This is a genomic window from Lignipirellula cremea, assembly GCF_056501455.1.
This window is the reverse complement of record NZ_CM151415.1, coordinates 2,086,855-2,109,258: the sequence shown is the minus strand read 5'-3', so window position 1 is coordinate 2,109,258 and position 22,404 is coordinate 2,086,855. Positions and strand designations below refer to the sequence as shown.

Sequence of the window (22,404 nt, the reverse complement as noted above, 5' to 3'; positions counted from 1 at the left end):
TCCCGGCCTTCGTGGTGAACTCCGCATGTCCGAAACGATCGACGATTCGCTCCACCCGTCCCCCCAAGCCTTGCTCGCAGGGCTGCCGGAGGTTCTTCGTTCTCCGAAGGACGCCGGCACGGTGGAACTGATCGTCCGGCGACCGAAGGTCGACGCGCGGGAGATTCTGGAGCAGGCGACGCTCGACCCGGAGTGGGGCGTCGTCGGGGACGACTGGCGGGCGCTGGCCTATCGCCGCGACGACTCGGGCCACCTGCCGCCCGACACGCAACTCACGCTGATGAACAGCCGGGCGATCGATCTGCTGGCCGGCGCCGCGCTGCCCGGCTTCCGCGAACGCTGGGCGCTCGCCGGGGATCAGCTTTTCGTCGATCTCGACCTCTCGCGGGAGAACCTTCCGACCGGAACCCGGCTGGCGGTCGGCGAAGCGGTCATCGAAATTTCCGCCACGCCGCACAACGGCTGCAAGAAGTTCGCCCGGCGTTTCGGCGTCGAAGCCGTGAAGTTCGTCAACTCTCCCGACGGCAAGGCCCACCGCCTCCGCGGCGTTTATGCCAAGGTGGTGCAGGCAGGGATCGTTCGCCAGGGCGACGCGATCTTGAAACTTGCCTGATAGGAGGCTGCTGCTGCGCCTTCGCTACTTCTTGTAGCTCACCCGGTAGACGTAGCCGTTGCCTTCCTCGGTGAAGTAGAGCGATCCGTCCTTGCCGACGGCGACGCCGACGGGGCGACCCCAGGTCTTCGGAACCTCCGGCTCGATCAGGAAGCCGCGGACGAAGTCCTGGTAATGACCGACCGGCTTATCGTTCTCGAAGGGAACGTACACGATCTTGTAGCCGGTCCCCTGGCTGCGGTTCCAGGATCCCCGCATCGCGACGAAGGCGCCGTCGCGGTAGGGCTCGGGAAAGGCGTCGCCCTGGTAGAAGGTCACGCCCAGCGCCGCGGAGTGGGCCTCGAACAGGACGTCGGGCTTGATCGTCTTATCGACCAGATCGGGGCGGACGCTCTTGCCGTCCTGCACGTGCCGGGGATCAAGCAGCGACGGTTCGAAGTAGGCGTAGGGCCAGCCGTAGAAGCCCCCTTCCTTGACGCTGGTGAAGTAGTCGGGCACCAGTTCGTCGCCCAGCTTGTCGCGCTCGTTGACGGCAGTGAACAGTTCGCCCGTCTGCGGATGGACGGCCAGCCCGACCGGGTTTCGCAGGCCGCTGGCGTAGACCTTCCGGTCGCTGCCGTCCTTGTTCATGATCAGGACGGTCGCTCGAGGCGCTTCTTCGATGTCGGCGTTGGATTCCGATCCGACGGAGACGAACAGCTTCTCCCCGTCCTTCGACAGGATCACGTTCCGCGTCCAGTGCTGGTTGTAGCCCTGGCCCGGCAGGTCGGCGATCTTCTCCGGTTCGCCGAGCGCGAGGAACTCCCGATCGTCGGCCTTGCCGTAGGTATAGGGATACTTCAGGACCGCGTCGGTGTTGCCGAGATAGAAGTGTTCGTCATCGAAGGCGACGCCGAAGGGCAGATGAGCGCCGTTCGACGAGTCCAGCAGGCTGTACTGGATCTCCGCGACGCCGTCGCCGTCCTTATCTTCCAGCGCCCAGACGGTGTCGTTCTTCGAACTGACGCAGATCACTTCGCCCCGCGGTCCGACGGTCAGCCAGCGGGCCTGATCGACCGGCGCGAAGCACTCGACCTTGAATCCCTCAGGCGCCTCCAGCGTCGGCATTTCCGGCGGCTTCACGACCTCCGGATGCTTGCTCACGCTCTCCTTCTCGTTCGGCGCCGGCAGATCGGCGACGTCGATCCTGATCGGCTCCGGCTCGAACGCCTTCGTCTGCACGTCAGGAAGCCGGATAGCCTGCGCCTCCGGATTTTCCTGGGCGAGAAGCAAAGTGGCGGAAAAGGCGAAACTCGCCGCGAAAGCTGTCGTCGCGAAAGGACGCGGTGGGCAAAGCATCTCTGAACTCCCTGAAAGCTGGCCGTGGATCGGCGACACTATTGGGCGTTCCTGAAATTCGGCGACCCGTTTTAATGCGGAGCTACGCGATCCTTGTACATCCGACGCATCGGCGACTGGATCACGTCGCTCCGGGACGACCAGGATCCCGCGCCCCAGGAACTGGTCATCGTCTACGATCCGACGATACGGCAAGCCTTGGCGGACTACCTCGATTCTGGCGTCGAGATCGCTTCCTATCGCTGCACGACCCAATGCTGTTTCGATTGCGACGCGTCGCAGTCACAGCGCGATCTGTGCGACGGGGTCTGGTCCTGGCCTTCGGACCTGGGGCACTATGTCCGGGACCATTCGGTGGGGCTGCCCCCCGAGTTCGTCGATCACGCACTCTCGCACGAGATGCCGTCAGAACTCCCGGGCTTCGATCGGAATGACTGCGGCGATGACGAATACTGGCGAGAATGGTGCATGATCGTCCGAGATGCCGGATTCGTCGTCGCGCTTCGAGATGCGAAGGCGGAAGCCGACACTCTCGCCGCGATTGAGCAGGCCGACTATATCGAGAACACGGTTCGCGAGTTCGAAGCGAACCTTGGCCTCTCCGCTGAGAAATGCCAGTGGCGAAACTGCGAACGGAACGCTCTGCGGGAACGAGCATTCTGCGCATTGCACTTGGGCACAATCCCGCTTCAGTCGCCTCGACAGTCCGGGTTCTACCGTGTCGCACCGCTGTTGAAGTCGTATTTCGGTAGCGCCCCCTGAACAACCCGCAGGGCGAGACACACCACGAAAAAAGCCCCCGGCGGGTCAGCGCCGGGGGCTTTTCAGGAACTAACCGTTTCGCTCGTGGCGAGTCGGTTTAGTACATGTCGTGGTCGCCGCCGTGGCCGCCCTTCTTGCCCTTCCCGTCCTTCGGGATTTCCGCGACGAGAGCGTCGCTGGTGAGCAGGAGGGTCGCGACGCTGGCCGCGTTCGCGAGGGCGGTCCGGGTGACCTTCGTCGGGTCGATGACGCCGGCCTTGACCATGTCTTCGTAGACGTCGGTCAGGGCGTTGTAACCGAAGTTGCCGCTCTTCTCGACGACCTTCTCGCAGACGATGCCGCCGTCCTTGCCGGCGTTCTCGGCGATCATCGTCAGCGGAGCCCGACAGGCTTCGAGGATGATGTTGTAGCCGGTGCGCTGATCGTCGGAGAGGCCTTCCGGCTTGACCTTCGAGCTGGCACGCAGCAGCGCGACGCCGCCGCCCGGCAGGATGCCTTCTTCGATGGCCGCGCGGGTGGCGTGCAGCGCGTCCTCGACGCGAGCCTTCTTCTCCTTCATCTCGCTCTCGGTCGCCGCGCCGACGTTGACCTTGGCGACGCCGCCGGCCAGCTTGGCGAGGCGCTCTTCGAGCTTTTCGCGATCGTAGTCGCTGGTCGAGTTCTCGATCTCGCGACGGAGCTGGTCGATGCGACCCTTGATGTTGTCGGTCTTGCCCGAGCCTTCGATGATCGTCGTGTTTTCCTTGTCGACGATGACCTTCTTGGCGCGACCGAGGTCAGCCAGCGTGAGCGCGTCGAGCTTGCGACCGAGCGCTTCGAAGATCGCCTGACCGCCGGTCAGGATGGCGATGTCTTCCATCATCGCCTTGCGACGATCGCCGTAGCCGGGGGCCTTCACCGCGACGCAGCGGAACGTTCCCCGCATGCTGTTGATGACCAGCGTGGCCAGGGCTTCGCCTTCGACGTCTTCGGCGACGATCAGCAGGGGCTTGTTCTGCTGCACGACCTGTTCGAGCAGGGGCACCATCTCCTTGATGTTGCCGATCTTCTTCTCGTAGACGAGGACGTAGCAGTCCTCGAGCGTCGCCTGCATCGTCGCCGGATCGTTGACGAAGTAGGGCGACAGGTAGCCGCGGTCGAACTGCATCCCTTCGACCCATTCGACTTCGGTCTGCAGGGACTTGCCTTCATCGACGGTAATGACGCCGTCCTTGCCGACCTTGGCCATCGCGTCGGCGAGGAGCTTGCCGATTTCGCGATCGTTGTTGGCCGCGATGCTCGCGACGTTGGCGATCTCTTCCTTCTTGTCCTTGACCGAGATGGACATGCTCTTGAGTTGAGCCGTGATGTCCTCGACGGCCTTCTCCATGCCCTGCTTCAGGTGGACCGGGTTCACGCCCGCGACGACCGCCTTGAGCCCGGCGTTGAAGATCGCCTCAGCCATGACGGTGGCGGTGGTGGTGCCGTCGCCGGCGACGTCGCTGGTCTTGCTGGCGACCTCGCGAACCATCTGGGCGCCCATGTTTTCATAGACGTCTTCCAGCTCGATCTCCTTGGCGACGGTGACGCCGTCCTTGGTGACCGTGGGGGAGCCGAAGCTCTTCTGGAGGATGACGTTGCGGCCCTTCGGACCGAGCGTCACCTTCACCGCGCGAGCCAGCTTGCTGACGCCGCGACGAATCGCGTCGCGAGCTTCCTGATCGAAAGCGATCATCTTCGCCATGCGTAGGTTCCTCTAAAGTGCGATAGGTGTCTGGTGAACTGCGGCGAAGCGAGTCGCCGCCGAGTTTGATTTGTAGGGTGGGTCATTGACCCGCCTTCTGCGTCCGTCGAGTGCCGACCGACGAACATCGCGACCGTACCGTTTCGGGCTCGGAAACGGCGGGTCGATGACCCACCCTGCGAGAACCGATCAGTCGATCGCGAACCGCGATCAGCCGATGATCGCGAGGATGTCGTCTTCGCGCATCAGCAGCATCTCTTCTTCGCCGACCTTGATTTCTTCGGGGCCGTAGACGGTGAAGAGGACCCGGTCGCCCGGCTTGACCTGCAGGGGCGAGCGGCTGCCGTCCTTCAGAAGGCGTCCGTCGCCGACGCTGATGACGCGTCCGCGGGAGGGACGGCCCTTCGCCGAGTCCGGCAGGAAGATGCCGCCGGCGGTGGTCGATTCCAGCTCCTCGCGTTCCACGACGACGCGGTCGCCGAGGGGCTGCAGCTTGACGGAGGTCGAATCCTTCTTCTTGGTAGCGGTCGCCATGCCTGAAGTAACTCCTGGGAACTCGTTCTGTCGCTCTCGAACCTACGCAACCGGCGAGGCGTTCGTGCGACGGAAAACTGCGGGAATGCGGAAGGGACGGGTCGCGAAGCCCGACGCCGGCGCTCGGCAGCCGGGTCTCGGCGGGCTGACTGCCGTCGCAGTCGGCGCCGCAGACGCGTGACGCTGCCGCCGACCGGGCTGTCAGAATGGACTCCGTCCTTGGAGATTTCGTCTTCCGATGCAAAGTGTGCGCCAATGGCTTTCTTCGCGCCGCAAGCGCCCGCTCCGCATGGACTTGCGGACGAACAGGGCCTCGGCCTCGACGGAAAGAAGCTGATCGCCTGCCAGATTGGCGCCCGGGCTCATGAAATCCTTGTCCCGGCGTCGTGACTGTAGCAGAATGGCGGAATCGCTCTCTTCCCGCTGTCGCAACCGGTCCCGCGGACGTTCCCTATCGTCCGTCTCTGCCGGCAGATCGGGCTTCGGCCCCGTGCCATCAAGGCTTAGGCCCCGCCCGCTAGACCCGCTTCTCGTCGAATCGATCGCAATATGCCCATCCGGATGCAGTGCCAGTGCGGCCAGGTTCTCGGCGTGAAGGAGGAGTTCGCCGGGAAGATGGTCAAGTGCCCGAAGTGCCAGACGGCGCTGCGCGTTCCGCAGCCTCAGGCGGCGGGCGCCGCCGCCGGCGGGGGGCAGGCGCTGGGGGGCGGACTCGACGACCTGTTCGACGACATCGGGCTGAAGTCGGCGAAAGACCGCGTACCGACCTGTCCCAGTTGCAAAGCCGCGGTTCAGCCGAACGCGGTCCTGTGCGTGAATTGCGGGTTCGACTTTCGCTCGGGAGAGATGCGCCGCAGCGTCGGCTCGATCGCCGATAACCTTTCGCTCAAGTCCGACGCCGAACGCCGCGTCGCGAAAGCGGCGAAGAACATCAACCAGTCGGAGATCCAGAACAACAGCGACAGCTTCGGCGACGCCGGGTCGATCTGGGCCTGGCTGATGCCGTTCGCGCTTCCGTTCCTGCTCGTTTTCTCTGTCGGGGTGGTGCTCTACTGGAGCCTTCGAGGCGGTGCATTCATCCTCGGCCTGCTGGGACTCGCCTTCGAGGCCGGCTGGTACGAGATGTTCTTCCCCGTACTGGTCTTCACCGTCGCGTCGTTGCTCTTTTACGGATCGTGGTGGAACATCAGCTTTCACTGCATTCGCGTCAATGTCTGGCTAGGCATCGCGAGCCTCGGCACGCTCGGCTTCCTCACGCCCTACTTCGGCTTGCCGTTCTGGAAAGACACTCGTTTCAACATGATGCTGTATGCCGTCGGGATCAATATGATGGCGTTCGCGATCGTGTGCGCAGTTCAGTTCTGGCTGTACCGGATCGCGGGCATGTTTTCGCTCATCTATCTTGCGCCCTTTCTGCTCGGATATGCGGCGTTCGTAGTCAACTACGTCTACTGGATGCGGCTTTCCGTGCTGGCGTTCTCGGAGGGGAAGCTGCAGGGGCTCCTGGCGATGCTGACGTACGTGTACGCACCGATTTACGGCATCATGCGCTGGCAGTATTGCAAGTGGGAAACGAGCTTTTGGCTCGGCTCCTTCGCCGTCCTTCTTCTCTGCGGCGTGGTGACGCTCATTCTCTCGCTGGCAGTTCTGGCGATTCCTTTCGCAGAACTCTCGGCCGGAGACCTGAGTCCGTCGAGTTGAGCGTCCCTGGACGGAGCCTCGCACGAATTCGAATGACGCGTGCGACTTTGGTAACAGCGGCCAAGATGCTGCGCTGTAAGACGAAACCCCTGTAGCGCGCCGCATGAACGACTGGCGCGAAGACCCTCGAAGGACTCGACCGTGAGCGCAACCGCCGATCCGTACGCGTCGCCCAAGCCGCCTGCTGCGGAGGCGCCGCCGTCGTCCGACGTCTCGATCGGCTATATGGAAGCGATCCGCTTCCCGTTCCAGGGACCGCACGCCTGGATGAACATCCTGCTGATCAGCGTGGCGAATTTCGTCCCCGTGATCGGCCCGATCGTCGTCTCGGGCTTCATCTACGACACGTTCGAAGCCCTGTTCCGCCAGAAGCGGACGTACGCCCCGCCGTTCGATTTCGACCGGCTGTCGGAATACCTGATGCGCGGCGTCTGGCTGTTCCTGGTGCAGATGATCGTGAGTTTTCTGTTCATCATGCCCAGCATGTTCGTCCTGATGATCGCCCAGTTCGCGGCCATGGCCATGCTGGATCAAGGCGGAGACGCGGCGCCGGTCGGGATCGTCATCATGGGCGCCGGGCATCTTTTTCACATGGCGATGATGGCCCTGATGGGCTTTCTGATGATCCCGCTCGTAATTCGCGTGGGTCTCGCGCAGGACTTCGCCAAGGGCTTCGACTTCGCCTGGTTCCGCAGCTTCCTCGGCAAGATGTGGGTCGAGATGATCGTCGTGACGCTGGTCCTGACGTTCCTCAGCATCGGGTACGTCTTCATCGGCTTCGCGCTGTTCTGCGTCGGCATCTTCTTCCTCGCCGGGATCCTGTTCCCGACGTCGATGTACCTGCAGTACCAGCTCTATCTGGTCTTTCTCGGGCGAGGCGGCAAGCCGGTCGAACTGAAGGAACCGTCGCCCAAGGCCCTCGCCGTCTGGGCGAGGTAGATCGCTGAAGGAAGCCGTCGCGTTCACCCGAAGGGCCACCATGAGCGCGACCGTCGAAGAGACCGTTCTGCCTCCTGCCGACGAGCCGAGCGGCGTCTCGTCGGAGGTCTCCATCAGCTACATGGAGGCGATCCGGTTCCCGTTCGTCGGACCGTACGCCTGGACGAACATCCTGCTGCTCAGCGCGTCGAACATGGTCCCGGTCGTGGGACCGATCGTCGGACTGGGTTACATCTTCGACACGATGGAGGCCCTGTTTCGCCAGAACAACCTACGCGCCGCCGATGGAGATCGAACGCCTCTCCGAGTACCTGATTCGCGGAGCCTGGCTGTTCGTGCTGCAGATGGTCGTCGGCTTCGTCTTCGTGACGCCCAGTCTGATGATCCTGGTCGTTTCGCACATCGCCGCGGTCGCCCTGTTCGCACAGGGCGAAGAGATGATTCTGGCCGGCACGCTCCTGATCGGGGCAGGCCACCTGGTCTACTTCGCCATGATGGCGGCGGTCGGTTTCTTGCTGACGCCGATGTTCATCCGCGTAGCGCTGTCGCAGAACCTGAACGACGCGCTCGACTTCTCCTGGCAGTGGAGCTTTCTGGCCAAAACGTGGGCCGAATCGCTGGTCGTGACGCTCGTGGTCTCGTTCCTCAGCATGGCCTACCTGTTCGTCGGCATGGCGCTCTTCTGCGTCGGGGTTTTCTTCGTGATGGGCGTCCTCTACCCGACGTCGATCCACCTCTCCTACCAACTCTATCTCCTCTTCCTCGCACGCGGCGGAAAGGCGGTCGAGTTGAAGGATCCCTCTCCCAAGGCATTGGCGAACTGGGCGAAGTGAGCGGCGCTTATCGCTCGTTCTGCGCTTCTTCCCGTTCGGCCTGCGCTTTCATCATCCAGTACATCGCGGCGTAGGCCTGCGCCTGAGTCTCGGCGTCGGAGCGAGCGTCCGGACGCCGCGGGGTGAAGCTGCTGCGGTTCTGGCCGATGCGGTCGGAGCGATCCTGAGGGTCGCGAAACCGATCCCAGCGCTGGTCCCCGCCGCGATAGGCATCGTTCTGATATTCGCGGATCCAGTTCTGACGCGACTCGTTCATCGTCCTGGGGCGACTCGTCCCCCAGCCCTTCGCTTCGCGGTCGGCTTCGATGTCGCCCCGCCAGTCCCGCGGGGAACCATTGCGGGAAAGACCGTTGCCGCTGTCCGGCACGACGGGAACGACGACGACCGGCGGAATGGCGCCCTCGCCGCCCGATTGCTGGCTGTCGTCCTGCGCGAGCAACGCTCCGCCTGACGCCAGAGAGAGAATCAGCGCCGCGCTCGCGAATCGCTTTTCGAATACGTTCATCGTCCTGCCTCGCCCAGATTGCCTGGATGCCTGGCGAAGCCGACGAATGTCGTCTGCCTTCGCTCGGGTAGATCCGTACGCAATCGGTGCGCCGGGGAGGCTCACGACGGCGTGAATCGCCAATCGATCTCGCTCCCGACGAACGGGAGCGATCCGCCGTCAGTTCACCAGCCGGACCTGGGGGCTGTTGACGATTTCTTCGAAGATCTGCTGCAGCATGGTTTCGTATTGAGCCGGATTGCCGGCAGGCTGCGGCGCTTCGCCGTCGTCGTCGGCAGTTCCTCCCATGCGGCTCATCCGGTCGAGGAAGTCTCGATCGGCTCCGAGACCGACGCCGACGGGGAAGACCTGCCAGCCCTTCGCCTGCATCCGATGCGAAGCCATGAGTGCGGCGTCGATCCAGTGGTAGCCGCCCCCCTTCCAGTCGGACGAGGTATTGGACGAGACGTAGGCGCCGATCTTCGTCGTCGACGATTCGTACAGGTTGGGCACGCCGTCCGTCATCAGGACGACGATCTTGTTGGCGCGGTCGCGACCGGCGCCCCCCTGGCTGGCCGGCTTGATGTGCGACTCGGTCAGGTTCAGGCCCGCCTCGGTGGCGGTCGTCTGTCCCTGATCGCTGCACGCCTGCAACCGGGCGACCGTCTGCATGGCAGCGCGGTAGTCGGTCGTCAGCGGGAGCGCGATCCGGGGGCTCGTCGAGTTCTGCTTGTCGAATGTGACGATCGAGACCCGGTCGCGCTGTGCCGCGGTCGGGATCTTCAGGTTGTACTGCTCGATCTCGTACAGCCCGGCGATGATCGACCGTCGGACTGAGTGCATCGGCTCTTCCCGAGGCGGGAACGAGAACGGGCCCGCGATCGTGGTCTCCGTATGCATCGGGCAGAGCGGAGAGTCGGCGCAAAGCATCGTCGCGGCGCCGCCGACCTTCTCGTCGCGACCGACGTCGAGCAGGAACTGCACGTAGGTGCGATAGCCGATCCGGTTCCGCCAGGCCCAGGGCACCTGGGCGCCGGGATAGGTTTCGCCGTTGGGATTGTTGTAGTTGTTGATCCGCGGCGAGGACTGACTCGGCGGAATCCAGCCGCGATCGATGGGCGGCGAACCGGGAGCCGCCGCGCCGAGCGACGACCCGCCCAGAATCAGGGCCAGGGGCAGATCCGACGCGGAGGCGAGCAGGACGCGCTCGAACCGATAGGCGCCTTCGCGCTCGTTCGTCGCGTAACGGAACGGGTTATCGATCTCGAGCTGGCCCATCGGGGGACTCGGCCCGGTCGGGCCTCCGCCTCCGCCGCCCCCTCCACCACCGCCGCCGCCGCCGCCGCCGCCTCCGCTGGGAGGCTTCGGGGGCGGCGGCGAATGGATGTAGACCGGCGTCAGCAGATAGTCGAGATAGCGGGCCCAGTGGTTGTAGCTGGTCGCGCTGTTCGGGGCGGGCTTCGCCTTCGGCATCAGCGGAGCGATCTGGAAGTCGATGATCGCGCGATAGGCCTTGAGCTTACGCGTCGCCTCGTTGTCGCTGCTGCCGATGCGGTACTTAGCCGGTACGGCCGAGGTCGTCAGCAGGCTGCCGTTCTTGGTCAGTTCGGCGTAGGCGAAATCGTTGGCGGCGACGCCGGCGGGCGCGCCGACCCATTCGCTGACCCCGGGATAGGTCCCGAAACCGAGATCGGTGTAGAGGTTCTGCATCAGCGACGTACCGATCCCCGCATAGGGACCGCCGGCGTATTTCGCGTCGATCGGCTCCGTCGCCCAGCAAGGTTCGGAATCATCGTTCATCGACCCCGAAAGGTCGATCGTGAAGCAGATGTCGCGAGGGTTCGCGGAGACGACCGACTGCGTGTCGGCGTCGAAGCTGCTCTTCTTGAAGACGCGCCCGAAGAAGAGGCTCCCCCCGTTGCGCCGCGCCGTGACGCGAACGGCGTTGCGACCCGTCCCGGGCGTGAACTTTCGCGTCCCTTCGTCCCAGGTCCCGATTTCGACGTCGGCGTCCGCCAGCGTCACCGCTTGCGAACCGGCATGATTCTCCGCGGCGAAAGCCTTCGCCGTTTGACGGACTTCCGAATCCGTTTTGCCCAGGACCGATCCCCCGGCGAGCGCCGCGGAATCGCTGGCCGCCTGAAGTTCGGTCCTCACCACGTACATGTAGCCGACGTCGACCGCGAACGCGATCATCCCCAGCAGGACGACCATCAGGAGCGCGGCCCAGACGATGATCGCTCCCCGCAGGGACGATTTCCGGGCTCGTTTCGAGACGTGCGACAAGGGACCTACCTCAGTTGGGCGCGAAGGCTCAGCCCAGCGATTCGCGCAGGGCGGCGCGTCCCTCAACGGTTGGTCACGTTCGGCGGGCGGTCAAATCGGGCGTCGATCGGTTCGCCAGCGCAGCGGGCGGAGGCCGCTACAATGGGACTCTTCGGCACGATCGGCGAAGGAGAGGATCTTGAAGAGGCTGCTGGATCGCGAGGAGATCGAACGGGGAGTCGCCGCGCTCGCACGCGAAGTGACCGCCGAATTCGGCGATCGACCGATCACCGTCGTCGGCGTGCTGACCGGTTGCGTGATGCTGGTCGCGGACCTCGTGCGGCATCTCGAAATGCCGGTCGAGATCGGCTTCGTCACCGCCTCCAGCTACCGCGGATCGACCGCGTCGGGCGACCTTTCGCTGAAGCTGGACGACCTGCCCGATCTGACGGGTCGCCACGTTCTGGTCGTGGACGACATCTTCGATTCGGGGAAGACGCTCTCGGCCGTGAAGCAGTCGCTGCTCGCCCGCGGACCGCTGGAAGTGAAGACCGCGGCCCTGCTCATCAAGCAGGGATGCCAGGTCGTGCAGGAGCGGCCCGACTTCGTCGCGTTCGAGATTCCGGACGAGTTCGTCGTCGGCTACGGCCTCGACTTCCGCGATCGGTATCGCAACCTCCCCTTCGTCGCGGTTCTGGAAGAGGACGATCTGCGCGAGCCAGCTTCGCTGCACGTCCCCGCTCCGCACGGAGCGTGACGGAATGCGACTACTCTGCGTCAGTCGATCGTTCTGGCCGCTGGCCCCCCCCGGCGCGGTACTGCTGCGCGATCGCCTGGCCGCGCTCGCGCGGTTGGGCGTGGAGGTGACCGTCTTCGCCGCGCGGTGGGACGCTTCCTGGAACGAAGAGGCCATCGTCGACGGCATCTTCGTCCGGCGGCTCGGCGACGCCGCGATCGGACGGCAGTCGCACGATCGTTTCGATCGCATCCTGGCGGAGAAGCTCCGGGCCGAGGCGCGGAAGTACGACGTGCTTCTCGCGGCCGGCGCGGGTCGCGACGGGGAGGTCGCCCTGCGCGTCGAACCGGAGGTTCGCGTGCCGCTGGTTCTCTGCTTCGATCGTCCCGGCCCGCTGGGCGACGGCGTTCCAGCCGGCCGCTGGCGAATGGCGAAGCGGAAGCGCGAACGGTCGGAACGCGTCGCGAAGGCGCTCGTCACGAACGCCGCTTCGTACCGGGAGGCGCTGGCCGCGGGAGTGGAACCGTCGCGCATCCGCAGCATTCCCTTCGCCGCCGGCGGGCCTGCCGTCGCCGGAGAGATGCGATCCGCGCCCGAAGCGACGCAGGGCGGACGGGCCGCGGCGCCGACGAACCGTCGCGCTGCCGCGCGGGAGTCGCTCGCCGAGGGGCAGCATGCGCTGCGACTGGGTCATCCGGGGAAGGCGGTCGCCTACCTGGGATCGCTCTACGATCCGCATCGGATCGCCGAATTCGTCCGCATCGTCGCGCGACAGGTCGACGAGTATCCTTCGCTCCGCTTCTGGATCGTCGGCGACGGCCCGCATGGCGCCGCGATCCGCCGGGCGGCCGATCGCGCGGGCATCTCGGACTCGATCGAACTGTTGGGAGAGTTCGACGCCTGGGACGACGTCGCCGCGGCGGCCGACGTCGTCGTCGTCCCCTCGACCGCGGAGCCCTTCTCCTACGCGGCGCTCGCGGCCGTGCATGCCGGCACGCCCGCGCTCGTGGCGAAGAGCGACGCCTACGAGGCGCTCGGCGAAGGAGCGATTCAGATCGACTCGCTGGAGGAGACCGTCTGGTCCGCGGCGCTCTCGCGACTGCTCGCGGAACGTCGCGTCGTTCCGCCCGGCCTGGTTCCCAGCCACGACGAAGCCGCCGTCAGGACCCTCCAGCAACTGGCGACGCTCCCCTCGCCGATTCGCCTGGCCTAGAAGCCGACGCTCGCGTTACTTCGTCAGGTAGAGCTTGCCGCTGCCCGTTAAACGCAGGCGATACATCTCGCCGCGGTGTTCGATCAGGGCTTCGCTCTTGCCTTGAAGCAGCTCGCCCGATTCGAAGGTCGGACGCTCCTGCAGGGTCAGCTTCGCCACGCGGGAACCGAGCGGCGCCGTGCGATCCGAAGCGGCAGCGCGTTCGACGGAAGGAAGCGCGATCGACATTGAACAGCCCATCCGAAGGCGAGAGACGAATGCGTGACTGTTCCCCTCCCTTTGCAGCTTTCATGCCGCGGAGAGCATCGCTCCCGTCGACCGATCGCTCGTCCCGCTGTCGCCGCGTCGCCTAACGACGGAACGGCGAAGGAATCGGCCTGCGATCGTTCGCCCGAGCGATGGCCGATGTCGAAGAAACCGACGCCGCGCCCAATCTTTCGACGCCTCGAATCTCTGGAGAGGCAGTCGGGAACCGAACTGCGTCGCTCAGCGCAAAGGGCCTTCGAATTAGACTGGCCCCATGCGAGTCTCCCTTCGATTGCAGGTCTTCGCGTTGCTGCTCGCGGCGTTCGGCCTGACGGTCGTCGGCTGGGGGTCGCTGCAGACCTGGCTGTCGCAGAACCGCGATCGACGACAGATCGAAGAGCGCCTGGAGCGGACGCTGGGTCTGCTGCATCGGGACCGCATCCCGCTCGATGACGGCACGGCCTCCCGCATCCGGGATCTGTCGGGTTTCGAGTTGGTCGTGCGCGACGAGGCGGGAGAAGTCGTCGCGGCAAGTTCGCCGACCCTCGCTTCGGAAGCGGGAACGAGCGACCGGGAAGCCGAATCCGGCGCGCTCGAACTCGACGCGGCCGAACGGACGACGATCTCCGGACGACGCTGGTTTCGCTGGAGGACGCCCCTCGATCGTCGTCGCCTGGGAGGCGAGCTGCTGTCGATCGATCTGCTCTTTCCGGTCGCGAGCTGGGAAGCGGCTCGACGGGAGAGCCTGCTGACGGCTTGGGGAGTCGCCGGTCTCTTCGTGCCGCTGGGATTCATCGCCGCGTGGTTCTTCGCCCGGCGATTGACCTCGCCCCTGTCGCGGCTGCGGGAGCGTCTCGACCGGTTGGCCGAGGGGGATTACGCGGCAGCGACCGATTCGACCCGCGCGGACGAGATCGGCGATACGTTGCGGGCGGCGCACGCGCTCGGCAGGCGGCTGGAAGAGTACGAGTCCCAGGTCCGACGGCAGGAACGCCTGGCCGCGATCGGCGAGATGGGCGCCGGCGTCGCGCACCAGATGCGCAACGCCCTCACGGGGGCGCTGCTCGCTATCGATCTTCATCGCCGGGCGTGCAAGTCGGCAAGTTCAACTGCGCGAACCGACGAACCGCTCGAGATCGCCCGTCGTCAGCTCGCCGGGATGGAGGCCTATCTGGGTCGGTTTCTCGATCGCGGACATTCGGATGTCCGTCGTCGCGACCGGATCGACCTGCGCGACGTGCTCGCACGCGTGCGCGAGACCCTCGCGCCGACGGCCGAGCATCGACGCATCGAATTGACCTTGGACGCCGGAGCCTCGCCCTTATGGGCGGCAGGCGACTTCGTCGAGATCGAGCAGATGCTGCTGAACGTCGCGACGAACGCCCTGGAAGCAGCGGGCGATCGTGTCGCTGCGGACGCGAGCCGTTCCGAACGGATCGTCGTTCATAACGGGGAAGCCGAAGAGCGGGCGCCGAGCGTGGAACTCCTGGGAGCGTCCGATGCGAACGGCGTTCGCCTGATCGTCCGCGACAACGGGCCGGAGCCCGTGCGACCGCTGGACGAGTCGATCTTCGAGCCGCTCGTCACTTCGAAGGCAGACGGCGCGGGTCTGGGCCTGACCGTCGCGCGTCGGATCGCGGAGGATCATGGCGCGTCGATCGCCGTCGCGAGAGAGCAGGCGACGACGACTTTCACGATCCGCTTCCCGATTCCGGAAAGCGGCGAGGCTTCGTGACGGAGACGCGCGAAAGCGTGCCGTCAGTTCGCGAACGGATCGTTAGGAATCGAGCCGGCGCCCGGAGCGGCGCCCGCGGCAGGCGGAGTCCCGAAAGGATCGGCGGGCGCAGAGCCGCCAGCAGCGGGCGCGGCGCCGAACGGGTCAGCCGGCATGGCGCCTCCCGCGGGCGGAGCGCTTCCGAACGGATCGGCTGCGCCGGCGCCGGGAGTCGCGAAGGGGTCTGCGCCGCCTGGCGCGGCGAAGGGGTCGTTACCGGACGGGGTCGCGAACGGATCGGTCGTCGCCGGAGGCGCAGCGCCGGGGGTCGCCGCCGGACCTTGTCCGTTCTGGCCGGGCCGCGTCGCCGGCGCGCCGGAAGCGGCGACCGCATCGGCGGCATGAAGCGTCGGGTAGATCGCCGAAGTTTCGCGAAGGCAGACGACGCGGCCACGCTCAGTGGCGAGATAGATCCGGTCCGTGAACGTATTCACGAAGGAGATTTTGTCGCCGTGCAAAGGAATCGTTCCGACCAGGCCCCCCGTCGCGCGATCGAGGACATAGACGCTCCCCTGATCCCCGAGGCCGTAGACGCGGGTCGGCGAGGCGGCGATGACTCGCGTCACGCTGGGCGCCCACCAGCGCTGCTCGCCGGAAGCCAGGTCGATCGAGTAGATGCCGCCGTATTCGTTGACGGCGTAGACGTCCTGGTCGACCACGAACGGCGTCTCGATGATCGGCTGGCCGGTCGTGAAGCGCCAGTCGAGATTGCCGGAGCGTTCCTGCAGGCAGTAAAGGTTTCCGTCGACGGATCCCGCGAGGATGCGATTCCCCGCCCCGAACGCCGGCTTCGAGCGGATTTCGTCGCGACATTCCAGGCGATAGCGAACCGCGTTCGTGTTCGCGTCGCCCACGTAGAGGTAACCCCGCGACGACGGCCAGGTGATCGTGGAACCCTGGATGATGGGCTGCACGTCGAGGTTCCCGATCGAACGAAAGCGATACGTCGACCGGGAAATTCGCTCTTCCGGCTCGCGGAGGTAGTGACTTTCGAGGAATCCGTCCGCCAGCGGGATATGGACGACCTCGTCAGACACGGCGGGGCCGGCGCCCGGAAAGCTCGCCAGGGAGCTTTCGTAGAGGATGTTTCCCTTCTGCGAATCGGCGACGAAGACTTTCGTGCCGTTGGCGATCGCGATGTACTTGTCGTTCACGCCCGGTTCGTAGGGCGGGTTGTTCTGCGATCCGAACTGGTTGATCCAGAGCGTCGCTCCGGTCTCCCCGTCGAGAGCGTGAACCAGACCGCTCTCCGCCATGCAGTAGAGCGTGACCTGCGGGACGACGCGCTTCTGCACTTCGGCCTTGAGCTCGGGGTTCTCCGCCTGCAGCCGGGCGAGTTCCTTTTCGGCTTTCGCCTTGGCGCCTTCGGGACCGAGCTTCCGACCGAACGCGTCAAGCTGGAGCTCGCTCACCGTGACGAGCAACTCGTCGCCGCTGGCGACGTGATAGAGCGTCGTCGAGCGGGAGGGGCTGACGTATGCGGTGATCGCGGCCAAGCCGCCGAACCGGACGTCGGTCTCGACCTGCACGCTCCACATCCGCGCCAAATCGTATTGCTTCAGCGTGAATTCGCTCAGGTTCCGCAGCGATCCAGGCCCCTCGACCTGGGCGAACGTCGAAGAACCGCCTGCCAGCAGCAGGAGCAGGACAAGCGACGAACGAAGCGTGACGGTCATTCGGACCACCGTGCGACAAGCGACAAGAAACCCGAAAACGAGAGCGCCGAGGGCACGATAAGTATAGTCCGGCCTTGCCTTAGCGAGGCCTCTTTTTTCCCGGCGGAGTCCTCTTCAGGGAGAGCGACGCCGGGTGTCGCCGACACGGTACGCCGCGTTTTTCGTCGCTCCTTCCTGCTTTCGACCGCGGGCAGCGGACGTCAGCGCCGGCGACTGCGCCAGCGACGCATGTCCGCCCGTTCCGGCTCGCGACCCGCTAGACCGATCGGCAGGGCCCTCTTACGATGAACCTTTCACGGGTCGCCGCCGGTCAGCGAGTTGCATAACCGTCGCGGTGTCCTGAGGTTACGTCGCCGACCGTCAGGGTCGCATCCTTTCGGGCAACGACGAGCGGCGCTCCCTCGGGCACTTCGCATAAACTGCGGCTGTTACGTGGCATCGAAGCGCCGGGACGGCGCTTCGCATGGAATCTCCTCCTGGCCGGACGTCACGCAGCGTCGGCTTCGCGCACAGACCGACAGGACATTGACACTTTCGCTTCCGCCCGAACGGCTCGGCCTCGTCGAACCGGTCCTCGGCATTCTCAACTTCGCGTCGAGCGATCCGGGCGCCCCGCTCCTGGCGGCGGTCAATCGGCTCTACCTCGATGCCGAGCAGCGAGCGGGCGAGTGCGGGGCGCTTCCGTGGGAGGCGGTCCGGGACGACCTCCGTGCGGGCCTCGCACAACTGACGCAGTCTTCGCCCGCCTTCACGCGATGCGAACAGGCGGAGGCGGTGCTCGCCCTGTTGTACGAGGACCTGCTGCCCGCGTATCGCTCCTTCCATCGCGATCTGCTGTTTCATCAGCCGGACGAAGGTCTCTTCCAGGCATTCTTCGTCGGCAAGGCGATGGGCCGCCTGCTCGATCAGGGGCCTTCGTGGCAGGAAACGTCGCGCATCGTCGAAGGCGCGCTCTCGAGCCTGAACGACTACATCGGTTTTCGCCCGGTCGCGGCGCTCGAATCGCAAAAGATCGAGCCCTACGCCCATGAGTGGGTCGCGCCGCTGCCGCTTTACGTCCGCGGCGCCGGCGCGGTCGCCGGACCTTATCGCGAGGTCGTCGAGAAGGCGCTGGAGATTCTTCGCAATGCGCCGATCGGCATTCTCCGCCAGGCGCAGTTCTCGCCTGAGCGGATCGAGACGCTCGCGCTCGATCCACGCGCTTACGACTTCGACCATCCGGTCAACAAGCGCCCGAACTACCACTTCGGACTGTGGGATCCGACGAAGGTCAGCCCCGACGGGTACTTCTCGCGTTTCATCGTCCAGCAGGTAACGATGGACGCTCTCGCCGGGCGCATCCGTCAGCGCCAGGATCTGGAGCGTTCGGAGACGGTGTTCGAGGCCGCATCGGTGCTCGCCGGCATCGTGCTGATGGCCTCCGGCATCTCGGGAGCCGGTCCCGGCTCGATCGATTCGCAGACCAGCGTCGCCGATCTGCTCCCCCGCATCGCCGGCTTTCGCGACGACTTCTATCGCCACCTGATCACCCAAATCTCGGGCAGTCATCTCGCCCGGCTCGATCAGGAGGCGAAGCAGCTCAAGCAGCCGTTCGCCGGTGCGCGACAGCATCTGAACGCGGAACTCGCGGCACGTCGCGCTTCGCAACTGGAACGGGCCCATCTCGCGCGGATCTATTCGCGCATGGGTTACGAAGTCGAGGCCCGCGAGACGCTCCGTCACGTGCAGACGCCGTCAGCGCGAATGAACTGCGCGATGGACTGCATCCTGTTCGCGTCGCAGCGCTCCGTCCGGCAGGGCAGGCTTTCCGAGGCGCTGGGGCAACTTCAGGAGCTGCGTTACACGCTCGTCCGGGGCATCGAATGCGGAGCGCTCGTCGACCCGTGGAACATCCTCGGCTTCGACGGTCAGTTCCCGTTGTTCTCCAACGCCGACGGCAGCGTTCACGACCATCGGGTGCAGGAGATCGTCTCCCTGATGGAGCTGACTTATCAGGCTTACTCGCGAATCCTGAACGAGGCGACGGCTCGCGGCGACGAGAAGGTCGCTAAGCAGGCCGATCGGGAGTTCCACGACGCGACCGCCTGGTGGCGCCAGTACGCCGCGCATGAAGTGGCGTCGGTCGAGTCCGCCGATCCCGAAGAGGCGTACCAGGCCGCGCGGCACGTCGCGGAGGCGCTGCGAGTCTGGCATGAAGGGGGCGCCGCGACGGGCGACGTCGGATTCTGGGCCCCGTTCGTCGAACTGTTCGATTCTCCCCGCGCGTACGCGATGGTGATCGACGTCCTGCTGGAGAAGCGGGACTTCGTCGCCTCGCAGGCCCTGCTGATGCACTGGCTCAGCCGGGCGTCCGACGTCGGTCTCGAACGGGGCGACGCGGCCTTCCACGAGCAGGCGGCGATCTGGCTGCATCGTCTTCGCCGCGAAGCGGGGCCGCTCGCCGACTTCGACGCCGCGGACGATTCCGGCGATGCCGGAGACGGACATGCGCCCGCAGACTCGCAGGCGAAGCGCCTGACGCTGAGCGAAGTCTGGCGCCTGACGGTCCGGTTTTTCGACTATCTGGAACCGAACGCGGGGGACTACTGGAAAGCCCCGCGGTTCAACCCGGGCGGCGAAGCCAGTCGGAAGCAGTCGCACGACGTCGACTGGCATTCCAACGACGACGATGACGAAGGAGATCGCGACGACGATTCGCCCTTCAGCGCGGCTTGGGATGAGGTCACCTTCCGCGACAGCGCGGACGACGGCATGGAGGGGGCGATCTACGAATCGGGCCCCTCGTCCGACGACGGGCTCGAACGGGAAGCCCGCGAGATTCAGAAACGCCTGTCGTTTCTGAATACGCTGGCGTCGCTCTGGAAGCTGGCGGTGATGACCCCCGCCGCCGCGCTTCAGGACGGTCTGGCCGGCAGCGACGACGTTCCCACGCTGGAGCAGTTTCGCGAACCGCTGCAACGCTGGCTCGACATCGCGATCCAGCAGCGGAAGCGCCTGCTCGCGCTCGCCGACGAGATCCACTCGTATCGTCTTCCGGCGCCCGGTCCGGAACAGGAGTCGATGGTCGATTACGACCGCCGGCGCTATTACAAGGAATCGGCGCTCGAACAGGCGATTCACGCCGCCATCGAAGCAGCCGACGCGAGTCGTCTGTTCCTGGCCGCGAACGGCGCTCTCTCGTCCGCGGGCGATGCGCGCCAGCGGGACGCCTGGGAGCGAACGGCGGACTTTCTGGATGCCGACGAACGTCTCGCCATTCGCGTGCTGAGCGCCTCGCTCGGACGCGACGTGACGCGCATTCGGGAACTCTGGGCGGAACTGATCGAGACGCTCCGCACCAAGTCGCTCCTCTACGTACCGGTCGGGAAAGGGGGCGACATCCGCCAGATCGTCAATGCGCGGATCTGGCATCGGACCGTCATCGACCTCCTCTCGTGGCTCCCCCGGCTGGGCCTGCTCACGGAGACGTGCGAACTGCTCGAAACCGCGCGGGAGATGGAGCGAAACAACCCCGTCGGCCCCGGCGCGGTCACCGAATACGACGAACTCTTCCGCAGCGGTTACCTCGCGCTCGTCCAGACGCTGGTTCGCTGCTCCCGAAGCTGGACGCCCGAAGATTCGCAGGCCTTCCTGCGACAGATCGAAGAAGAAGCGAGGGCGAGCGTTCTAGGCGCCGAGCCGGACGAAGAAGAAGAGCCGGCGGAGGGAAAGAAGAGCAAGCAGTCGGCGAAGGCGGACGCGGAGGCCGAAGCGAATCGCTCGTTCCTTGATCCCAACGTTTCGGCGAAGCTGGACGAACAGCCGCTCGTGGAAGCGCTGCAACGCGCGCTCGAACCGCTCCTGATGTGCTGGCTCCAGCATAGCCGCACGCTTCGGCTGTCCGTCCTCGAACGGATCTCCGATCCCCGCGTCTGGGAGCGGACGGTCCAGTTCATCCAGGCCTACGGCAAGGACCTGTTCACGCAGAAGTTCTTCCACCAGCCGAACCTTCGCGCGATCCTGCATCAGGGCGTGAAGAACTGGCTCGACAAGCTGAAGGAGATGCCCGGCGCCGAGGCGCCCTTCAAGCTGCTGCGGGATTACGAGGACGGAACGCTCGACGAATCGGCGATCGACTCGATGACGATGGTCCTCGAGACGATTCTGGAAAACTATCCGGAGTACCGCGACTACAACTCGACCACGACGCAGTCCGATCGCGGCGAGATGCTCTTCACGCTGCTCGACTTTCTGCGGCTGAGGACGCGGTACGACCGGCTGGCTTGGAATCTGAAGCCGGTCGTCTGGACGCACGAGATCCTCGTGCGGGCCAAGCTGGACGAGGCCGCACACGCCTGGCGGGAATCGCTCCGCCGGCGGATCGACGACGAAGCGAAGACCTACCTGACGCAACTCGGCGAGTTGCAGAAGAAGTACGCGATGCGGATCCCGACGGTCAGCGACCGGCTGTCGGAGCGCTTCATGCGACCGCTCGAAATCGACCAGCTTCGCGCGCTGGTTCGGCCCGCGATGACGATCGAAGATTCGACGCTCGCCGCCGCGGAGTTCTCCAAGCTCCGCGATATCGCCGAAAGGTTCGTCCAGTCGCCGTCCGGGGTCGGCCTGGACCTCCCGCGGTGGCTGCTCGCGCTGGAAGAAGAGACGGAAAAGGTCCGCCAGCCGCTCCGTTCCAAGGAGCGCTACGAAGCGCGGACCGTGCTCCGGGTCGAGATGCTCACGCTCGCCGAGATCAAGCGTCAGATGGACGCCTGGAAGCGGCTGGAGTAGGAACTGATCGCTTCGGAGGCGATAGGGGCGACGCCGATTCGTCTCGCGGCGAATCTCTTCGGAGCGACTGACGTTCGTGTTAGGCTGAAGGCGAACGACGGCTTCCCGCTTCGACTACGAAATGCATTTTGCCATGAACCTGCACGAGCTTCGGCTGACTGACCGCTTTCGCGGCTTCATCGCTTCCGAGGTCGCTGCGGGCCGCTACGCTGACGAGAGCGAAGTCGTGAACGCCGCGCTCCGCCTCCTCGAACGGCAGACGCGGGACGAGGAAGCGAAGTTGGAGCGATTGCGGGCGCTGGTAGACGTAGGAATCGCCCAACTCGATCGAGGCGAAGGCGACGTGATCGAAAGCGCAGAGGAACTTCAAGAGTACATCGCCGCGATCGGCCAGAAGACGGCGGAGAAGTACCGACGCCAGGAAAGCGCCTGACGTGCCTCGTCTTGTCGTCGCTCCGATCGCTGCCGGCGATCTTCAGTCGATTCTTGATTGGTCTCAGGAGACGTTCGGCGACGCCGCGCGTCGACGGTACGAATCGCTCCTGATCCAGGCGATGCTGGATGTCGCCGAGGATCCGACTCGAACTGGCGTGGTCCTTCGTAGCGATCTGCGAAAGGAACTCAGAACGTATCGTCTGTACTTCAGTCGAATTCGAGCGAGGTCCGCTGCCGGAATCGTGAAGCGTCCGCGTCACGTTCTGGTATTTCGCCATCGGACCGACGAAGCCGTCGAGATCGTGCGAATCCTGCATGAGCACATGGACTTCGAACTGCACCTTCCGACTGACGACGAGAGTTAA

At 65.2% G+C, this 22,404-nt stretch carries 19 protein-coding genes; 12 read left to right on the top strand and 7 right to left on the bottom strand.

What is annotated here, in order from left to right; all coding sequences use genetic code 11:
- Positions 1 to 25 precede the first annotated feature (25 nt).
- The gene (locus tag SH602x_RS08150; protein ID WP_479476315.1) at positions 26 to 613 is read left to right on the top strand and encodes an MOSC domain-containing protein; all 588 of its coding nucleotides are present in this window, start codon (positions 26 to 28) and stop codon (positions 611 to 613) included.
- A gap of 24 nt (positions 614 to 637) precedes the next feature.
- Here SH602x_RS08150 and SH602x_RS08145 read toward each other — a convergent pair whose 3' ends face one another.
- The gene (locus tag SH602x_RS08145) at positions 638 to 1,756 is read right to left on the bottom strand and encodes a PQQ-dependent sugar dehydrogenase (RefSeq protein WP_479476314.1); all 1,119 of its coding nucleotides are present in this window, start codon (positions 1,754 to 1,756) and stop codon (positions 638 to 640) included.
- Between SH602x_RS08145 and SH602x_RS08140 the strand changes: the two genes are divergently transcribed.
- Both SH602x_RS08140 and SH602x_RS08135 read left to right on the top strand, forming a co-directional pair.
- The gene (locus SH602x_RS08140; protein WP_479476313.1) at positions 1,749 to 2,006 is read left to right on the top strand and encodes a hypothetical protein; all 258 of its coding nucleotides are present in this window, start codon (positions 1,749 to 1,751) and stop codon (positions 2,004 to 2,006) included. The two genes, SH602x_RS08145 and SH602x_RS08140, sit on opposite strands and share 8 nt — an antisense overlap.
- 38 nt (positions 2,007 to 2,044) lie before the next feature.
- Positions 2,045 to 2,713: a hypothetical protein gene (locus SH602x_RS08135; RefSeq protein ID WP_479476312.1), complete on the top strand. Its 669-nt coding sequence runs from the start codon at positions 2,045 to 2,047 to the stop codon at positions 2,711 to 2,713.
- A 97-nt stretch (positions 2,714 to 2,810) separates the two neighbouring features.
- Here SH602x_RS08135 and groL read toward each other — a convergent pair whose 3' ends face one another.
- Entirely contained in the window at positions 2,811 to 4,436 is a 1,626-nt protein-coding gene (groL, locus tag SH602x_RS08130; RefSeq protein WP_479468914.1) for a chaperonin GroEL, read from the bottom strand.
- 210 nt (positions 4,437 to 4,646) lie between these two features.
- Positions 4,647 to 4,970, bottom strand: coding sequence for a co-chaperone GroES (locus tag SH602x_RS08125; RefSeq protein ID WP_479468913.1), 324 nt, complete (start codon positions 4,968 to 4,970; stop codon positions 4,647 to 4,649).
- A 549-nt stretch (positions 4,971 to 5,519) separates the two neighbouring features.
- Here SH602x_RS08125 and SH602x_RS08120 point away from each other — a divergent pair.
- The 3 genes from SH602x_RS08120 (at position 5,520) to SH602x_RS08110 (ending at position 8,443) form a co-directional block, all read left to right on the top strand.
- Positions 5,520 to 6,671 (top strand): hypothetical protein, encoded by a 1,152-nt coding sequence (locus SH602x_RS08120; RefSeq protein ID WP_479476311.1) that lies wholly within the window; start codon positions 5,520 to 5,522, stop codon positions 6,669 to 6,671.
- Positions 6,672 to 6,812: 141 nt separating this feature from the next.
- Positions 6,813 to 7,610, top strand: coding sequence for a DUF4013 domain-containing protein (locus SH602x_RS08115; RefSeq protein WP_479476310.1), 798 nt, complete (start codon positions 6,813 to 6,815; stop codon positions 7,608 to 7,610).
- Between the two features lie 284 nt (positions 7,611 to 7,894).
- The gene (locus tag SH602x_RS08110; protein WP_479476309.1) at positions 7,895 to 8,443 is read left to right on the top strand and encodes a DUF4013 domain-containing protein; all 549 of its coding nucleotides are present in this window, start codon (positions 7,895 to 7,897) and stop codon (positions 8,441 to 8,443) included.
- A gap of 7 nt (positions 8,444 to 8,450) precedes the next feature.
- Here the strand turns inward: SH602x_RS08110 and SH602x_RS08105 are convergent, their stop codons facing one another.
- Positions 8,451 to 8,948: a hypothetical protein gene (locus tag SH602x_RS08105; RefSeq protein WP_479476308.1), complete on the bottom strand. Its 498-nt coding sequence runs from the start codon at positions 8,946 to 8,948 to the stop codon at positions 8,451 to 8,453.
- A 159-nt stretch (positions 8,949 to 9,107) separates the two neighbouring features.
- Positions 9,108 to 11,213 carry a vWA domain-containing protein gene (locus SH602x_RS08100; protein WP_479476307.1) on the bottom strand — a complete coding sequence of 702 codons (2,106 nt, stop codon included), beginning with the start codon at positions 11,211 to 11,213 and terminating at the stop codon, positions 9,108 to 9,110.
- Positions 11,214 to 11,391: 178 nt separating this feature from the next.
- On the opposite strand from SH602x_RS08100, the gene hpt reads away from it, so the two are divergent.
- Positions 11,392 to 11,949 carry a hypoxanthine phosphoribosyltransferase gene (gene hpt / locus SH602x_RS08095; RefSeq protein ID WP_479476306.1) on the top strand — a complete coding sequence of 186 codons (558 nt, stop codon included), beginning with the start codon at positions 11,392 to 11,394 and terminating at the stop codon, positions 11,947 to 11,949.
- A gap of 4 nt (positions 11,950 to 11,953) precedes the next feature.
- Positions 11,954 to 13,141: a glycosyltransferase gene (locus SH602x_RS08090; protein ID WP_479476305.1), complete on the top strand. Its 1,188-nt coding sequence runs from the start codon at positions 11,954 to 11,956 to the stop codon at positions 13,139 to 13,141.
- A gap of 15 nt (positions 13,142 to 13,156) precedes the next feature.
- Here the strand turns inward: SH602x_RS08090 and hemP are convergent, their stop codons facing one another.
- The gene (gene hemP, locus SH602x_RS08085) at positions 13,157 to 13,369 is read right to left on the bottom strand and encodes a hemin uptake protein HemP (RefSeq protein ID WP_479476304.1); all 213 of its coding nucleotides are present in this window, start codon (positions 13,367 to 13,369) and stop codon (positions 13,157 to 13,159) included.
- A 292-nt stretch (positions 13,370 to 13,661) separates the two neighbouring features.
- On the opposite strand from hemP, the gene SH602x_RS08080 reads away from it, so the two are divergent.
- Positions 13,662 to 15,122 (top strand): sensor histidine kinase, encoded by a 1,461-nt coding sequence (locus SH602x_RS08080; RefSeq protein ID WP_479476303.1) that lies wholly within the window; start codon positions 13,662 to 13,664, stop codon positions 15,120 to 15,122.
- Between the two features lie 23 nt (positions 15,123 to 15,145).
- Here the strand turns inward: SH602x_RS08080 and SH602x_RS08075 are convergent, their stop codons facing one another.
- A complete protein-coding gene (locus SH602x_RS08075; protein ID WP_479476302.1) occupies positions 15,146 to 16,837 on the bottom strand; it encodes a PQQ-binding-like beta-propeller repeat protein in 1,692 nt (563 codons plus the stop codon).
- A 525-nt stretch (positions 16,838 to 17,362) separates the two neighbouring features.
- Here SH602x_RS08075 and SH602x_RS08070 point away from each other — a divergent pair.
- The 3 genes from SH602x_RS08070 to SH602x_RS08060 all read left to right on the top strand — a co-directional run bounded on the left by SH602x_RS08070 (position 17,363) and on the right by SH602x_RS08060 (position 22,404).
- A complete protein-coding gene (locus SH602x_RS08070; protein WP_479476301.1) occupies positions 17,363 to 21,604 on the top strand; it encodes a hypothetical protein in 4,242 nt (1,413 codons plus the stop codon).
- A gap of 133 nt (positions 21,605 to 21,737) precedes the next feature.
- On the top strand, positions 21,738 to 22,037 hold the full coding sequence (locus SH602x_RS08065; protein ID WP_479476300.1) for a type II toxin-antitoxin system ParD family antitoxin: 300 nt from the start codon (positions 21,738 to 21,740) through the stop codon (positions 22,035 to 22,037).
- Between the two features lies 1 nt (position 22,038).
- Entirely contained in the window at positions 22,039 to 22,404 is a 366-nt protein-coding gene (locus tag SH602x_RS08060; protein ID WP_479476299.1) for a type II toxin-antitoxin system RelE/ParE family toxin, read from the top strand.

Bases quoted from the DNA above. Each gene is read 5' to 3' on its own strand.
- SH602x_RS08075 (WP_479476302.1), bottom strand. From the start codon at position 16,837: ATGACCGTCACGCTTCGTTCGTCGCTTGTCCTGCTCCTGCTGCTGGCA.
- SH602x_RS08125 (WP_479468913.1), bottom strand. From the start codon at position 4,970: ATGGCGACCGCTACCAAGAAGAAGGATTCGACCTCCGTCAAGCTGCAG.
- groL (WP_479468914.1), bottom strand. From the start codon at position 4,436: ATGGCGAAGATGATCGCTTTCGATCAGGAAGCTCGCGACGCGATTCGT.
- SH602x_RS08090 (WP_479476305.1), top strand. From the start codon at position 11,954: ATGCGACTACTCTGCGTCAGTCGATCGTTCTGGCCGCTGGCCCCCCCC.
- SH602x_RS08065 (WP_479476300.1), top strand. From the start codon at position 21,738: ATGAACCTGCACGAGCTTCGGCTGACTGACCGCTTTCGCGGCTTCATC.
- SH602x_RS08150 (WP_479476315.1), top strand. From the start codon at position 26: ATGTCCGAAACGATCGACGATTCGCTCCACCCGTCCCCCCAAGCCTTG.
- SH602x_RS08080 (WP_479476303.1), top strand. From the start codon at position 13,662: ATGCGAGTCTCCCTTCGATTGCAGGTCTTCGCGTTGCTGCTCGCGGCG.
- SH602x_RS08110 (WP_479476309.1), top strand. From the start codon at position 7,895: ATGGAGATCGAACGCCTCTCCGAGTACCTGATTCGCGGAGCCTGGCTG.
- SH602x_RS08105 (WP_479476308.1), bottom strand. From the start codon at position 8,948: ATGAACGTATTCGAAAAGCGATTCGCGAGCGCGGCGCTGATTCTCTCT.
- hemP (WP_479476304.1), bottom strand. From the start codon at position 13,369: ATGTCGATCGCGCTTCCTTCCGTCGAACGCGCTGCCGCTTCGGATCGC.
- SH602x_RS08120 (WP_479476311.1), top strand. From the start codon at position 5,520: ATGCCCATCCGGATGCAGTGCCAGTGCGGCCAGGTTCTCGGCGTGAAG.